The organism is Methylobacterium sp. CM6246, from assembly GCF_054818005.1.
Map to the genome: position 1 here is coordinate 4,292,997 of NZ_JBTXKY010000001.1, position 12,597 is coordinate 4,305,593.

At 70.0% G+C, this 12,597-nt stretch carries 13 protein-coding genes; 4 read left to right on the forward strand and 9 right to left on the reverse strand.

The features are described from left to right. Positions 1–624: 624 nt before the first annotated feature. Together ACYQPG_RS20825 and ACYQPG_RS20830 are read right to left on the reverse strand one after the other, a co-directional pair. The gene (locus ACYQPG_RS20825) at positions 625–924 is read right to left on the reverse strand and encodes an antibiotic biosynthesis monooxygenase family protein (RefSeq protein WP_007568328.1); all 300 of its coding nucleotides are present in this window, start codon (positions 922–924) and stop codon (positions 625–627) included. 18 nt (positions 925–942) lie between these two features. Next, positions 943–1,803 carry a Kdo hydroxylase family protein gene (locus ACYQPG_RS20830; RefSeq protein WP_461231661.1) on the reverse strand — a complete coding sequence of 287 codons (861 nt, stop codon included), beginning with the start codon at positions 1,801–1,803 and terminating at the stop codon, positions 943–945. A gap of 221 nt (positions 1,804–2,024) precedes the next feature. Here ACYQPG_RS20830 and ACYQPG_RS20835 point away from each other — a divergent pair, with 221 nt between their 5' ends. Further along, the gene (locus tag ACYQPG_RS20835) at positions 2,025–2,477 is read left to right on the forward strand and encodes an RNA polymerase subunit sigma-70 (RefSeq protein WP_147908613.1); all 453 of its coding nucleotides are present in this window, start codon (positions 2,025–2,027) and stop codon (positions 2,475–2,477) included. 152 nt (positions 2,478–2,629) lie between these two features. Here the strand turns inward: ACYQPG_RS20835 and olsB are convergent, their stop codons facing one another. Continuing rightward, the gene (gene olsB / locus ACYQPG_RS20840) at positions 2,630–3,622 is read right to left on the reverse strand and encodes a l-ornithine N(alpha)-acyltransferase (RefSeq protein ID WP_461231662.1); all 993 of its coding nucleotides are present in this window, start codon (positions 3,620–3,622) and stop codon (positions 2,630–2,632) included. Positions 3,623–3,773: 151 nt separating this feature from the next. Next, a complete protein-coding gene (locus tag ACYQPG_RS20845; protein ID WP_147908611.1) occupies positions 3,774–4,256 on the reverse strand; it encodes an Hsp20 family protein in 483 nt (160 codons plus the stop codon). 206 nt (positions 4,257–4,462) lie between these two features. Here ACYQPG_RS20845 and ACYQPG_RS20850 point away from each other — a divergent pair, with 206 nt between their 5' ends. Next, entirely contained in the window at positions 4,463–5,494 is a 1,032-nt protein-coding gene (locus ACYQPG_RS20850) for an alpha/beta fold hydrolase (RefSeq protein WP_147938429.1), read from the forward strand. A gap of 4 nt (positions 5,495–5,498) precedes the next feature. Here ACYQPG_RS20850 and ACYQPG_RS20855 read toward each other — a convergent pair whose 3' ends face one another. Beyond that, on the reverse strand, positions 5,499–6,023 hold the full coding sequence (locus tag ACYQPG_RS20855) for a SixA phosphatase family protein (RefSeq protein ID WP_147908609.1): 525 nt from the start codon (positions 6,021–6,023) through the stop codon (positions 5,499–5,501). A gap of 173 nt (positions 6,024–6,196) precedes the next feature. Here ACYQPG_RS20855 and ACYQPG_RS20860 point away from each other — a divergent pair, with 173 nt between their 5' ends. Beyond that, entirely contained in the window at positions 6,197–7,126 is a 930-nt protein-coding gene (locus ACYQPG_RS20860; protein WP_461231663.1) for a class I fructose-bisphosphate aldolase, read from the forward strand. A 3-nt stretch (positions 7,127–7,129) separates the two neighbouring features. On the opposite strand, the gene ACYQPG_RS20865 is transcribed toward ACYQPG_RS20860, so the two are convergent. The 3 genes from ACYQPG_RS20865 to ACYQPG_RS20875 all read right to left on the reverse strand — a co-directional run bounded on the left by ACYQPG_RS20865 (position 7,130) and on the right by ACYQPG_RS20875 (position 9,972). Continuing rightward, complete coding sequence (locus ACYQPG_RS20865; protein WP_147938431.1) at positions 7,130–7,981, reverse strand: AAA family ATPase; 852 nt, start codon at positions 7,979–7,981, stop codon at positions 7,130–7,132. A gap of 72 nt (positions 7,982–8,053) precedes the next feature. After that, positions 8,054–8,701 carry a hypothetical protein gene (locus tag ACYQPG_RS20870; protein WP_147908606.1) on the reverse strand — a complete coding sequence of 216 codons (648 nt, stop codon included), beginning with the start codon at positions 8,699–8,701 and terminating at the stop codon, positions 8,054–8,056. Then, the gene (locus ACYQPG_RS20875; protein ID WP_147938433.1) at positions 8,698–9,972 is read right to left on the reverse strand and encodes an ATPase; all 1,275 of its coding nucleotides are present in this window, start codon (positions 9,970–9,972) and stop codon (positions 8,698–8,700) included. The genes ACYQPG_RS20870 and ACYQPG_RS20875 overlap by 4 nt, the downstream gene beginning before the upstream one ends. Before the next feature lie 321 nt (positions 9,973–10,293). Between ACYQPG_RS20875 and ACYQPG_RS20880 the strand changes: the two genes are divergently transcribed. Then, on the forward strand, positions 10,294–12,141 hold the full coding sequence (locus ACYQPG_RS20880; RefSeq protein WP_147908604.1) for a cation:proton antiporter domain-containing protein: 1,848 nt from the start codon (positions 10,294–10,296) through the stop codon (positions 12,139–12,141). Positions 12,142–12,175: 34 nt separating this feature from the next. Here ACYQPG_RS20880 and ACYQPG_RS20885 read toward each other — a convergent pair whose 3' ends face one another. Beyond that, positions 12,176–12,583 carry a hypothetical protein gene (locus ACYQPG_RS20885; RefSeq protein WP_461231664.1) on the reverse strand — a complete coding sequence of 136 codons (408 nt, stop codon included), beginning with the start codon at positions 12,581–12,583 and terminating at the stop codon, positions 12,176–12,178. Positions 12,584–12,597: the final 14 nt, after the last annotated feature.

A 12,597-nucleotide genomic window follows, 5' to 3' on the forward strand; every position in this document is an offset into this window, starting at 1 on the left:
CGATCCCGCCGCAACGCTTCGGATGCGTGTTGAGAGCCGCTCCGCGGCCCCTTTCCGCGGAGCTATGGCCGCAACAGGATCGAGGCGCGATGGGCTTTTGCAGGCTGCAACGCACCCCCGCGCCCGTATGGGCGGGCGGATGCACAGAGTGCCCTCCGGACGGTCCTCGGCCGCAAGAGAGGTCTGCGCGAGGCAGGCACGCGCTCTTCCGCCCCCCCTTAGCGGGCTACGGGTTGCACAGGTTGGACAATTCACCTCCTGAGGATCAATGCCCCATACCTGTTGACCCGCGCCGTCATTCCGGGGCGCCGCAGGCGAGCCCGGACCCGAAGGGGCCGCGGGGGCGGCAACCCAGAAACGCTGTCCGTGCAGGAGCTCGACACAGCGATGGTTCTGGATCCCGGGCTCCGCTGCGCGGTCCCGGGACGACCGCCCCTGGCGGCATCGATCCAGCCACCGCTTGAAGAACGAGACGGAGCTTTCCGCGCGCTGAAACGATGAACATTCCAGCTGCGATGTGCGAACGACCGAGCCTGCACGGGACAGGCAACCCGCGCGTGTCCCGGGTCACCGGTGGTCGATCGTCCCGCCCCTACCGCGAGCGCGGCGCGCGATCCCAAAAATTCAGAACGCCTTGAGCACCTGCTCGGTGTGCTCGACCGAGACCGGGCCGGCGAAGCAGTGCGAGACCAGGGCGCGGTAATCCTGCCAGGGCTGCGAGCCGGTGAAGTCCTTGGTGTGGGCCTCCAGCGTGTCCCAGTGGATCATCAGCCGGTAGCGCTGCGGATGCTCGATCGAGCGGCGGACCTCGAAGGCGCGGCAGCCCTTGGCGGCCTTGAAGATCGCCGAGGCCTCGGTGATGCCGGCCTCGAACGCCGCCTCCATGCCGGGCTTGATCTCGATCTGTGCAATTTCGAGGATCATGGCGTCGAATCCTTTTCCTTACGCGTGGAGGGGGCGGCCGAGCTTGGACGCCAGGATACGCTGCGGGCTCAAGCCGGGATCGGCTTGGGCGGCGACCGGCAGGTAGGCGGTCTGCTCCAACATGTAGCGGCCGCCCATCGCCCCGTGCATCACGAGGTCGGAGAAGGTCACCCAGGTCTCGCCGGGCCGGAACGCGACGTCGACCTGGGGGGCGCTGGCCTGGTAGGCCTCGTCCTGCTTCAGGGCGTCGTGCAGGTGCAGCATCAGGTGGTCGTATTCGGAGCGCCGGGCCTTGGTGATCCGCAGGGCCGCGAGCAGCCGCGCCGTGAGCGGCGCGTAGCGCGGCAGCCGGGGCAGGAACGTCTCCGCCATCGACCCGAAATCCTCGCCGACCCGCCAGCGGCGGGGCTCGCCGGACGGGTTGATGTTGCGGAACACCCGCAGGATCCGCTTCTCGCCGATCGGGTTCGACGGGAAGGCGTCGACATGCAGCCGGGTGTCGTCGCGCCGCCAGCTGAGCTTGCGCCGGTCCACGTCGAACGGGCGGTAGGAGGTGCCGGCGAGCGCCACCCGGTCGGCGTAATCCGGCAGGTAGGTGCCGATCAGGTCACGGGCGAAGGCGCGGTAGCGGATCAGGAGTTGGCGCAGGGCCTCTTGTTCCTCCGGGGTGCCGGCGGCGCCGCGCAGCTCCGCGGCCTCGCCCCGGATGTTGACGTTCTTGGCCTTTCCGTCCGCGAAGGGGCGCTCGGTAAACCGGTGCTCGTACGCGCTGAATGGGAACGGCAGGTCCGGGAACAGCAGCACCGCCCCGGCTTCCAGCTCCCGGGCCAGGGAGCCAACATTCTCACCGGGGACGACTGTGCGGATCGGGCTGATCATCGTGTTCGGGCTGGATCTGCCGGGCCGAAGAGGGGCTAGACGGGGTGCAATCCTGTAGCCGAGCCGCCCGCGGGAGGCCAGGGCCCGCATTTCCGGTGGATGACATCGCTCGTCCACTGGCACCGGCCGGGGGCGCCGCCCCGGGTGCTTGCGCAACCGCCGCGTTCCCGGCACGTTCCCCTCCGCATACCGGCCCACGAGCCCGGCGGAGGATGGCGCCGATGGCGACCCTGAAGGAATTCGAGGAAGCCCTGCGCGAGCATGGCATGAACATGGCGCTGGCGTTGCTGGAGCGCCTGCGCGAGCGCGACCGCGCCACCCGCACGGTCAAGCCGGCCCGCCGTCTCACGGGCCAGAAGATGACGCCCGAACTCGCCCGGGCGATTCTCGACCTGCACGCCTCCACGGGCATGACCCAGCAGGAGATCGCGTTCAAGGTCGGGGTCAACCAGGGCCGGGTCAACGAGGTGATCAAGCGCGGCAAGTGGCTGTCGGACGACCCCCAGGCCCCCGAGGCGGTGGCCCGCGACAAGGCGTTGGCCCGCATGCGCGGCGACCCCAAGCCGAAGAAGCCGCCGCTGGCTACCGCGCGGCCGAAGGAGCGCAAGGCGGCCGCCACGAAGGTGCCCGCCAAGGCGCGCAACCAGGGCCAGCTGGCTTTGGGCGATCTGTAGGAGCGACAGGAGGGGATCCCGAAGGGCTTGCAGCCCTTCGGCGGAGTTCGGGGCGCGCAGCCTCGAGATCCCTATCCCAGGGCTCTGCCCTGGACCCGCAAGAGGTCACGGACCTTCTGAAACCGGGATTTCTATGGGTCGGCGACCGGGGCTCAGTTCGCCGGCGCGAAATGCCCGCGGTAGCGCGCGCCGATCGCCTCGACCGGAAGCGCCACGAACACATCGGTGGTGCCGAACTGGCGGTCGATCACCGCGCCTTCCCCGAAGGTCGCGCCGAGCCGGAGATAGCCCTTGATCAGGGGCGGCAGCGCCTGCAGCGCCGCCTTGGGATCGACCGCCTCGCGGGGCATCCGATCCATGGACACCGCACGCTCCGGCAGGGCCCGGGCCCGCCACGCCTCGGGTGCGCGGGCATGGTGGTGCAGGAACGACAGCGGCAGGGCCAGCCGGTCCGGATCGGTGCCCTCCAGGCTGGCGCAGCCGATCAGCGCATCGATCCGGTGATGCAGCACGTAGGCGTAGATCCCCTGCCAGAGCAGCTCGACGGTGCGCTTGCTGCGGTAGGGCTTGAGCACGCAGGAGCGGCCGAGTTCCAGCAGGCGCCGATGCTCCTGCGCCGCCAGGATTGGCTCCAGATCGTATTCGCCCTCGGAGTAGAAGCCGGCATGGCGCTCGGCGACCTCGCCGCGCAGCAACCTGTAGGTGCCGACCACCTTGGGCCGATGCTCGACGAACGGCTTCTTCCGCCGGGGCGCGTCATGGTCGAGGACGAGGAGATGGTCGCAGAGCGCGTCGTAGGCGTCGGCGTCGCGTCGTGACAAAGCCGCAAGACCCGTCGGGATCGCCGCCATTTCTTCGTAGAACACCTTGAACCGAAGGCGCTGCGCGCGCCGGATTTCGGATTTCTTCGAAGCTAACCGGACCTCGAGGTTGCCGATCCGGCCCAGGCTGCGCCCCTCGAACGGCTCCGGCAGACGAATCGCCCGCTCGCCCGACAGGATGTCGGCGATGGCCGCCGGTTCCGCCTGGACGAGCGCGTGGCGCCGCCGCAGTTTCGCGATCGGCGCGCCGACCCCCCATTGAACGCCCTTGTGCCAGCCGGCTCCGAGCGCGCTGTAGGCTCCGCGAGCGAGATTGGCGACCATGGACGGGTTCACTCCGGGCGCACGATCGTGCACCGTCGGGAAGGACAGAGAGCACGAACCGCACACGCCATTATGACAGCCCCGACACGAAAGCGCCCCGGCCGGGGCCGGGGCGCTCCAACAGCGTAGCGGGTTCCGAGGCGCGACCGGATCAGGCCGCCTGCGGGACCGGGTCCTTGCGCACGTCACCCTCGATCACCGGGGCGGACGGGGTCCCGGCCGTGGCGATCTGGATGCGGCGCGGCTTCTTCGCCTCCGGGACCTCGCGGACGAGGTCGATGTGGAGGAGGCCGTTCTCCAGGGCGGCGCCGGTCACCTGGACGTGGTCGGCGAGCTGGAAGCGGCGCTCGAAGGCACGGGCCGCGATGCCCTGGTGCAGGAACTCCGCCTTGGGCTCGGCCTTGCGCTCGCCCTTCAGGGTCAGCGCATTCTCCCGCACTTCGATCGACAGGTCGGACTCGGTGAAGCCGGCGACCGCGACGGTGATGCGGTAGGCGTTCTCGCCGGTCCGCTCGATGTTGTAGGGCGGGTAGGTCGGCGCCGCCTCGGCGGTGGCGAACTGGTCGAGGGCGGAGAACAGCCGGTCGAAGCCGACGGTGGAACGATACAGGGGAGCGAGATCGAACTGACGCATGACATATCCTCGTATGAGCAACATGCAGAAGCGGTCCGCCCGATGGGCCGGACCCGTCGTTCGTGCCGCCTGACGGCCGGCACAGACGGGATATCGGGGGGCAAAAAACCGGGTTCAAGACCTCCGGAAGGACTTGGATGCGAGATTTTTCCGCTACGGTGACGCTTGCATGCGGACCCGGCATGCGGACGGACTGAGGTTGGCCCGTGAGACGGTTGGACGGCGATATCGGACGGGAGCCGCCGCTCCTGACCCTGCGCGGCACGCCGGACAATCCGGTGCCGCCGGGCGGCACCCTGATCGCGGTCGGCACCCGCGACGACTGCACGCTGCGGGCCGCCTACTGGCAGGCCACGACGCGGACCTGCCGGGGCACGGTCTGCCTGCTCCAGGGACGGGCCGAATTCATCGAGAAGTACTACGAGACCATCCACGACCTGCGTGCGCGGGGCTTCGCCGTGGTGGCGTTCGACTGGCGCGGCCAGGGCGAGTCGGACCGGCGGGTCGACGACCCGCACAAGGGCCATGTCGGCCGGTTCGACGATTATCGCCTCGACCTGCGGGCGGTGGCCGAGACGGTGCTGGTGCCGCTGATGCCTGAGCCGCATGTCGGCCTGGCGCATTCGATGGGGGGCTGCGTCGCGCTGATCGGGGCGCTCGACGGCTGGCTGCCGTTCCGGCGTTTGGTGACGGTGGCGCCGATGCTGTCGATCCGGATGGTGCGCTGGCCCGCCGGGGCGGCGTTCCTGTCGCGGTCCCTGCACCGGATCGGGCTGGGCGACCGCTACATCCCGCTGGGCAAGCCGGTCTCGATCGCCACCAAGCCCTATGTCGGCAACCGGCTGTCGCGGGATCCCGCGCGCTATGCCCGCAACGCGGCGGCGGCCCGGCAGGTCGGCGCCGGCGCGGTCGGCGACCCGACGATCGCGTGGCTCGCGGAGGCGTTCCGTGCGATGGCGCGCCTGCGCGACCCGCGCGCCGCCCCGCGCATCACGCTGCCCACCCTGATCGTCGCGGCCGGCGCCGACCCGGTCTGCGGGACCCTGGACACCGAGCGGTTCGCGGCGCGGTTGAAGGCCGGCCACATCCTGGTCCTGCCGGATTCCCGGCACGAGATCCTGAGCGAACGGGACGCCATCCGGCAGGATTTCTGGGCGGCCTTCGTCGCCTTCGTGCCGGGCTCGCCCCTGCCCTCCCACACGGAGGTTGAGGCACATCAGGCGGTGCCGGTGGCCTGAGCCGTCAGCCCCCCAGATCGGGGTCGATGTCCCGCGGCCGCACGAACCGCTCCAGCCGCCCCTGCCCCGGGGCGATCGCCGACCAGGCCGCGGCGTCGAACGCGATCACCGCGTAGGCGGCGGTGGGGAATTCCGTGGCGAGGCGCGTGCGTTCCTTGCGCGGCCCCTCCCCGGCCAGGGTCGCGGCGAGGTCGCCCAGGCCGGGATTGTGGCCGACGACGATCACGGTTTCCGCGCTGTCCGGCGCCCCCCGGATCAGCCCGAGGATCCGCTCGGCCGGCGCCTCGTAGATGTCGTGGTGATACCGCGCCTCGGGTGCGCCGAGGGCGGCCGAGACCGCATCCCAGGTCTCGCGGGTGCGGGTGGCGGTGGAGACCAGGGCCAAGTCCGGTCGGGGACCCTCTTGGCCGATGTGGCCGCCGACAGCGGGCGCGGCCCGGCGGCCGCGGTCGTTGAGCGGCCGTTCGTGGTCGGCGACGCCGGCCGGACGATCCGACTTGGCGTGCCGCAACAGGATCAGCCTGCGCATGGAGCGGGCCCTTCTCGGGATGGGGTGACCGACGCGCGCCGAACAGGCGCGGGGGCCCGGTTAGCGCAAAGCGCGGCGCCCGGGAACCTCGGCGATCCTGCCCGGTTCGAAAAGCTGGGCCGCCGATGCGGGACGCGCATAGGGTGGCGGTCTCTGTCGGAGGAGGTCGCGCCATGGATCGCTCGCCCCGCGTTTCGGAGATCCTGTCCTGGTACGGGGCCGACAGCCCCGGCACGCTGACCAACCTCGCCCGGATGCTGGAGCACGGCCGGCTCGGCGGCACCGGCAAGATGCTGATCCTGCCGGTGGATCAGGGCTTCGAGCATGGCCCGGCCCGCAGCTTCGGCCCGAACCCGCCGGCCTACGATCCGCATTACCATTTCGAATTGGCCCTGGCGGCGGGCTGCAACGCCTACGCGGCGCCGCTGGGCTTCCTCGAGGCGGGCGCCCGGGACTATGCCGGGCGGATCCCGCTGATCCTCAAGCTCAACGACCACGACCTCCTGGCCGACGAGGAGGATCCCGAGCAGGCGATTACCGGCTCGGTGGCGGACGCGCTGCGGCTCGGCGCTTGCGCCATCGGCTTCACGATCTATCCGGGCTCCGCGCACCGCAACGCCATGTATGGCCAGATCCGCGCGATCGCCGAGGAGGCCAAGAGATCCGGGCTCGCCGTGGTGATCTGGTCCTATGCGAGGGGCTCGGCGCTGTCGAAGGACGGCGAGACCGCCATCGACGTGATCGGCTACGCGGCGCAGATCGCCGCGCAGCTCGGAGCCCACATCATCAAGGTCAAGCTGCCCACCGCCCATATCGAGCAGCCGGCGGCCAAGAGGGTCTACGAATCCACCGGCATCCCGATCGGCACCGCGGCGGAGCGCGTCCGCCACGTGGTGCAATGCGCCTTCAACGGGCGGCGGATCGTGATCTTTTCGGGCGGTGCCCATGCCGAGGACGACACGTTCCTCGACGAGATCCGGGCCATCCAGGCGGGCGGCGGCTTCGGCTCCATCGTCGGCCGCAACGCCTTCCAGCGCGCGAAGGCGGATGCCCTGACGCTGCTGGGGCGGATCACCGACATCTATGCCGGCAAGGCAGTTTGACGCTCAGCCGCCGCGCTGCTCCCGGCGCATCATGAAGGCCAGCTTCTCGAACAGGCTGACATCCTGCTCGTTCTTGAGCAGCGCGCCGTGCAGCGGCGGGATCAGCTTGCGGCCGTCACGCTCGCGCAGGGTCTCGGGCGAAATATCCTCAGAGACGAGGAGCTTGAGCCAGTCCAGCAGTTCGGAGGTCGAGGGCTTCTTCTTGAGGCCCGGGACCTCGCGGGTCTCGAGAAAGACCCGCAGGGCCTCCTCGACCAAGCGGTGCTTGATGCCCGGATAGTGCACGTCGACGATGCGCATCAGCGTCTCGGCGTCCGGGAACTTGATGTAGTGGAAGAAGCAGCGGCGCAGAAACGCGTCCGGCAGTTCCTTCTCGTTGTTCGACGTGATGATCATGATCGGCCGGCGCACGGCCTTCACGGTCTCGCCGGTCTCGTAGACATGGAACTCCATCCGGTCGAGTTCGGTCAGGAGGTCGTTGGGGAACTCGATGTCGGCCTTGTCGATCTCATCGATCAGAAGCACCGGCCGCTCGGGCGCAGTGAACGCTTCCCAGAGCTTGCCCCGGCGGATGTAGTTGCCGATGTCCGAGACCCGCGGGTCGCCGAGCTGCGAGTCGCGCAGGCGCGAAACAGCGTCGTACTCGTAGAGGCCCTGCTGGGCCTTGGTGGTCGACTTGATGTTCCAGACGATGAGCGGCGCGCCCAGGCCCCGGGCGATCTCCTCGGCCAGCACGGTCTTGCCGGTGCCGGGCTCGCCCTTGACCAGGAGCGGGCGCTCCAAGACCACGGCGGCATTGACCGCAGCGGTCAGGTCGGGGGTCGCGACGTAGGACTCGGTTCCGGAAAATCGCATCGCGCTCTCGGAGAAACTGGCCTGGACGCAACCGGTAGCGCGTGGCGATGCCGCCCCGCAAGCGAGACGGGTCTACCCCTTCTCGTGCCAGACGCAGTTCCGGGCCAGGATCTCCAGGTTCACGTCGGATTTCTGCGGCTGCGGCAGGGTCTTGGTGTCCATGGCGAGGTCGATCTTGATCTCGACCTGGCCCTTCGACTCGTTGGAGCGTCGGGAGAAGTAGCAGTACTGCTGATAGGGCTGGTCGGCGTTGTCCTTGAAATTCCAGCCGGTGACGATCTGGCCGTCGAGATAGGGTACCTGCTTGAACACCGTGAAGGTGGTGTTCACCGCCGCCTTCGAGGCCGGGGCGGCGTCGCTGCCGAGCTGCGCCTTGGTGGGCGTCGGCGTGCCGCCGCCGCCCATCTTGGGCAGACCTTCGAGCTTGAGCGTGTTGTCGGTCAGCGTGACCTCGCCCTTGGTCTTCAGGGTCACGTCCGAGAGCGCGGTCTGCATGGCCGCGGCGATCTTCTCGGCCGCCGTGTCGAACTGGTTGAGGGTGGCCCAGCCATAGGCCGCCGCCCCGATCCCGATGCCGGCCAGGCACGCGAAGGCGCCGAAGCCCAGCGCGCGGAACAGGAAGGCCCGCGCCGCCACGTAGCTCGAATCCGCCCGCAGGCGGGAGTTCACCTGCTGGGCGAGGGCGACGTTCTCAGGGGTGCCGCCGGCGACGTAGTTCATGCGCCGGCTCCCGCGGCAGGGAGGGGCTGACCCGGAACGGCCTGACCCGGATGGCTCTGGCCGGGCAGGCTCTGCTGGGTCTGGGCGGGGCGGTTCATCGGGATCACCGCACCCGTGGCGTTGGCCGCGCGGGGCAGGATCGGCTCGGGGTTCGAGCGCAGCGCGTCGGCGATCGCGTCCAGCATGTAGGGCGCGGCCTCCGGGTTCACGGCGGCGCCCAGGTCGTCCTCATCCATGAAGGTCCGGCGGGTCGAGACCGCGCAGAGCGCCAGGATGGTCGACGCGAAGGCGGCGCAGACGGCGGGCAGGAACACGAAGATCCGCAGGAAGGCATGGACCTGTTGCTCGGTCACGTCGATCGGATCGACGCCGTAGACCATCGCGGTGAAGGAGTGCAGCTGCGAGCGGTTGACCGCGTTGCGGTAGCCCTGCTCGGCATCGGCCACGCGCCGGTCGGCGGCGCCTGGGTCGAGGGTCGCGCGCGCCTTGCGGGCGTCCTCCAGTTCCTTGATCAGCACGGCACGGTCGGCCGACGCCTTGGTCACGCCCGCCGACAGGGCGGCCACGCGCGGGTCGGCCACGCATTTCAGGTTCTGGTACTTGCGGCCCTTGCTGTTGGTGCCGAACACCCGCTCGCAGCGCTGGGCCGGCAGGCCGGCAAGCTGCTGGGCGTTGTCGGAGGACCGCTTCTCGATCTGGTCGAGCTCGGTCGTGTACTGCGCCACGCGCTCGTCCGCCGCTTTGATGCGGTCGCCGATCGTGGCGCGGTCGGCCTGGGCGTCCTTCAGGGCGGTCTTGGTCCGGGCGGCTTCCATCAGGCGGGGATGGAACATCATCTCGCCGAGCTGCGACACCGACTTGGTGGTGACGCCGGCCGCGAAGATGATGCCGAGCACCGCGAGCCCGCGCACGAAATGCGAGCGCTGGGTGCGGGCCAGGATGCCGAGCGGCACCCGGCACAGCTCCACGGCGGCGTAGACCAGGGGCGCCAGCAACATGAAGTAGAAGGCGTGCCAGTCGCCGTCGCTGTAGACGCCCGCGAACAGCCATGCGCCCCAGAGCGAGGCGCCGATCACCATGAACTCGACGAGATACGCGATCGCCACGTAGCCCCACTTGATGCGGTAGCCGCGGTCGACGTGGCGCTGGTGCACCCACCGGTCCGACTCGAGCCGCCATTCGCGGCGCTCGCGCTGCAGATCGCGACTCGGGGGGGCCGTCGGACCGGAGAATATCGACTTGATGGAGATCATCGGCCTCGTCACATCCATCGGGTCCAGTCTCGCAGGCGCCGTGTTACAGCTCGGGCGCGGTCCTGGCCGAACTTAACGCCCAGTTAACCGCCGCGTGTATGCGGGCATTGTGCCGATTTTGGGCCGCCCTGCACGCAATTCGCCGGTGGATCGCCGGCAAGCCGCATCCGGGTGGCTCAAATGTCTCACCCGAGCCGTGTATCCGGCTTGTGTCCGAGCGCACCTCGCCGGCCTTGCCTTGGCCGAAAGCGGTTGCCCGCTGCGCGGGGCCGACCCATGATCGCGCATCCGTGATTGGTCTCCGCGCCGGTCGGAAACAGGAGGTTCGATCCGCCGCCGATGCCAGAAGTCCACGCCGGCTCCTACAAGGAAGCGATCCTGTTCCTCGTCACCGCGGGGATTGTGGTGCCGTTGTTCCACCGCCTGCGGATCTCCCCGGTGCTCGGCTTCATAGGCGCCGGCGCCCTGCTCGGACCGTTCGGCCTCGGTCGGCTCGCCGACACCCATCCCTACGTCCACCTCTTCACCATCGGCAACCGCACCGAGATCTCGCACCTGGCCGAGTTCGGGGTGATCTTCCTGATGTTCATGATCGGGGTCGAGCTGTCGTGGGAGCGGCTGCGCACCCTGCGGCGGCTCGTGTTCGGCCTCGGCTCGCTGCAGGTCGGCTGCTCGACGCTGATCCTCGGGGCGATCCTGTACGGGCTGCAGGTGCCGCTTGCGGGCGCGGTGATCGTCGGCATCGGGCTGGCCCTGTCGTCCACCGCGGTGGTGCTGCCGGTCCTGGCCGAGCAGAAGCGGCTCAACGCGCCCTCCGGCCGCGCCAGCTTCGCGGTCCTGCTGTTCCAGGACCTCGCGGTCGCCCCGGTCCTGTTCGCGATCGCCGTCCTCGGCCGCGGCGACGAGGGCGACAAGGGCTGGGCGTTGGCCATGGCGCTGGGCCAGGCCGCGATCGCGCTGGTGCTGATCGTCGTGGCCGGCCGCCTCGCCCTGCGCCCGCTGTTCCAGCTGGTGGCGCGGACGCGCTCGACCGAGCTGTTCATGGCGGCCTGCCTCCTGGTCATCGTCGGCACCGCGCTGACGGCGGCGGCGAGCGGCCTGTCGATGACGCTGGGTGCCTTCGTGGCCGGGCTGCTGCTGGCCGAGACCGAGTACCGCCGGGCGATCGAGGCGACCATCGACCCGTTCAAGGGCCTGCTGCTCGGCGTGTTCTTTGTCTCGGTCGGCATGAACCTGGATCCCGCCCAGCTCATGGCGGCGCCCGGGGCGATCCTCGGCCTGTCGCTGGCGCTGGTGCTGATCAAGGCCGCCGTGGTGATGATGGCCGCGCCCGCCCTCAAGATCTCGCGCCCGGTGGCCCTGGAGGCGGCGTTGCTGCTCGGGCCGGGCGGCGAGTTCGCCTTCGTGCTGATCGGGGGCGCAGTGGCCACCGGGCTGGTGCCGGAGGATGTCGGCGCCGCCGCGCTCATCGTGACCACGGTCACCATGATCATGATCCCGGCCCTGGCGGCCTTGGGCCGCAGGCTGAGCCGTGGCGCGGCCAGCGCCGCCCAGGCCGCCATGAAGACGGAGCCGCTTCCGGAGCGGGTGGAGAACCGGGTGGTGATCGCGGGCTTTGGCCGCGTCGGCCGCCAGGTCGCCGAGATGCTGGACCGGCACGGGATTCCCTACCTCGCCCTCGATTCCGACGCGGCCCGGGTCGCCGAGCAGCGCCGGGCCGGCGCGCCCGTCTACTTTGGGGATTCGGGCAACACCGAGATCTTGCGCCGCTGCGACATCGCCACGGCGCGCGCCCTTGTGGTCACCCTCGACAATCCGCGGGCGGTTGAGCAGGCGGTGGCGGCGGCCCGGGCTGAGCGGCCGGACCTGACGATCGTCGCCCGTGCCCGCGACGCCCGGCACGCCTCGGCGCTCTACGAGCTGGGCGTCGACGACGCCGTGCCGGAGACGATCGAGGCGTCTCTACAATTGTCGGAGGCCGTGCTGGTCGATGTCGGCGTGCCGATGGGGCTCGTCATCGCGTCGATCCACGAGCGGCGGGACGAGTACCGCGCGCTGCTCAAGAAGCGCGAGAACGAGGCCAAGCCGATCTTCCGGGCCCGGCGCACCGTCGGGAAGGCCCTCGGCAAGCCGCCGGCCAAGAAGGAGGCGCCGCCGCGTCAGGAGGCCGGGCGCCAGGAGGCCTGAGCCGGCCCGCAGCGAGCGTGAGCCGGGTGCCGGCTCACGCCGGGGCGAGATGCGCCTCGGCGTGCTTGGGCTGACGCGTGACGCGGTTGCGCGGCGCCGGCTCGAACCCGTCGGCGAAGCTGCACCGGTACACGATCTCGTCCGCCGGCCCGAGGCCGGTGACCAGCGGGACCGTCACGGTGTCCCCCGAGAAGCGCCAGCCGCGCGCGCCCTTGTCCCAGTACAGCCACACGGTCCCGGGGAACCCCCGCAGGGTGAACACCGCGGCCTTGCGAGACAGGGCTTGTACGGCGCGCGGCGCGTACATGCCCTTGGCGTGATAGGCCTCCCGGGTCGTCTCGGGCTGGCGATCCATGAAGGTGTTGCGCACTAGTTGAATCGTCGCACCCGGCTTCCCGAGAAACCGTTTGAAATCCGTCAGATTCCGCAGGATGACCGCCATTGCTGGTCTCCTCG

Excerpts from the sequence above, each read along its gene's own strand:
- ACYQPG_RS20825 (WP_007568328.1), bottom strand. The coding sequence starts at position 924 with ATGATCCTCGAAATTGCACAGATCGAGATCAAGCCCGGCATGGAGGCG.
- ACYQPG_RS20830 (WP_461231661.1), bottom strand. The coding sequence starts at position 1,803 with ATGATCAGCCCGATCCGCACAGTCGTCCCCGGTGAGAATGTTGGCTCC.
- ACYQPG_RS20835 (WP_147908613.1), top strand. The coding sequence starts at position 2,025 with ATGGCGACCCTGAAGGAATTCGAGGAAGCCCTGCGCGAGCATGGCATG.
- olsB (WP_461231662.1), bottom strand. The coding sequence starts at position 3,622 with ATGGTCGCCAATCTCGCTCGCGGAGCCTACAGCGCGCTCGGAGCCGGC.
- ACYQPG_RS20845 (WP_147908611.1), bottom strand. The coding sequence starts at position 4,256 with ATGCGTCAGTTCGATCTCGCTCCCCTGTATCGTTCCACCGTCGGCTTC.
- ACYQPG_RS20855 (WP_147908609.1), bottom strand. The coding sequence starts at position 6,023 with ATGCGCAGGCTGATCCTGTTGCGGCACGCCAAGTCGGATCGTCCGGCC.
- ACYQPG_RS20860 (WP_461231663.1), top strand. The coding sequence starts at position 6,197 with ATGGATCGCTCGCCCCGCGTTTCGGAGATCCTGTCCTGGTACGGGGCC.
- ACYQPG_RS20865 (WP_147938431.1), bottom strand. The coding sequence starts at position 7,981 with ATGCGATTTTCCGGAACCGAGTCCTACGTCGCGACCCCCGACCTGACC.
- ACYQPG_RS20870 (WP_147908606.1), bottom strand. The coding sequence starts at position 8,701 with ATGAACTACGTCGCCGGCGGCACCCCTGAGAACGTCGCCCTCGCCCAG.
- ACYQPG_RS20875 (WP_147938433.1), bottom strand. The coding sequence starts at position 9,972 with ATGGATGTGACGAGGCCGATGATCTCCATCAAGTCGATATTCTCCGGT.
- ACYQPG_RS20880 (WP_147908604.1), top strand. The coding sequence starts at position 10,294 with ATGCCAGAAGTCCACGCCGGCTCCTACAAGGAAGCGATCCTGTTCCTC.
- ACYQPG_RS20885 (WP_461231664.1), bottom strand. The coding sequence starts at position 12,583 with ATGGCGGTCATCCTGCGGAATCTGACGGATTTCAAACGGTTTCTCGGG.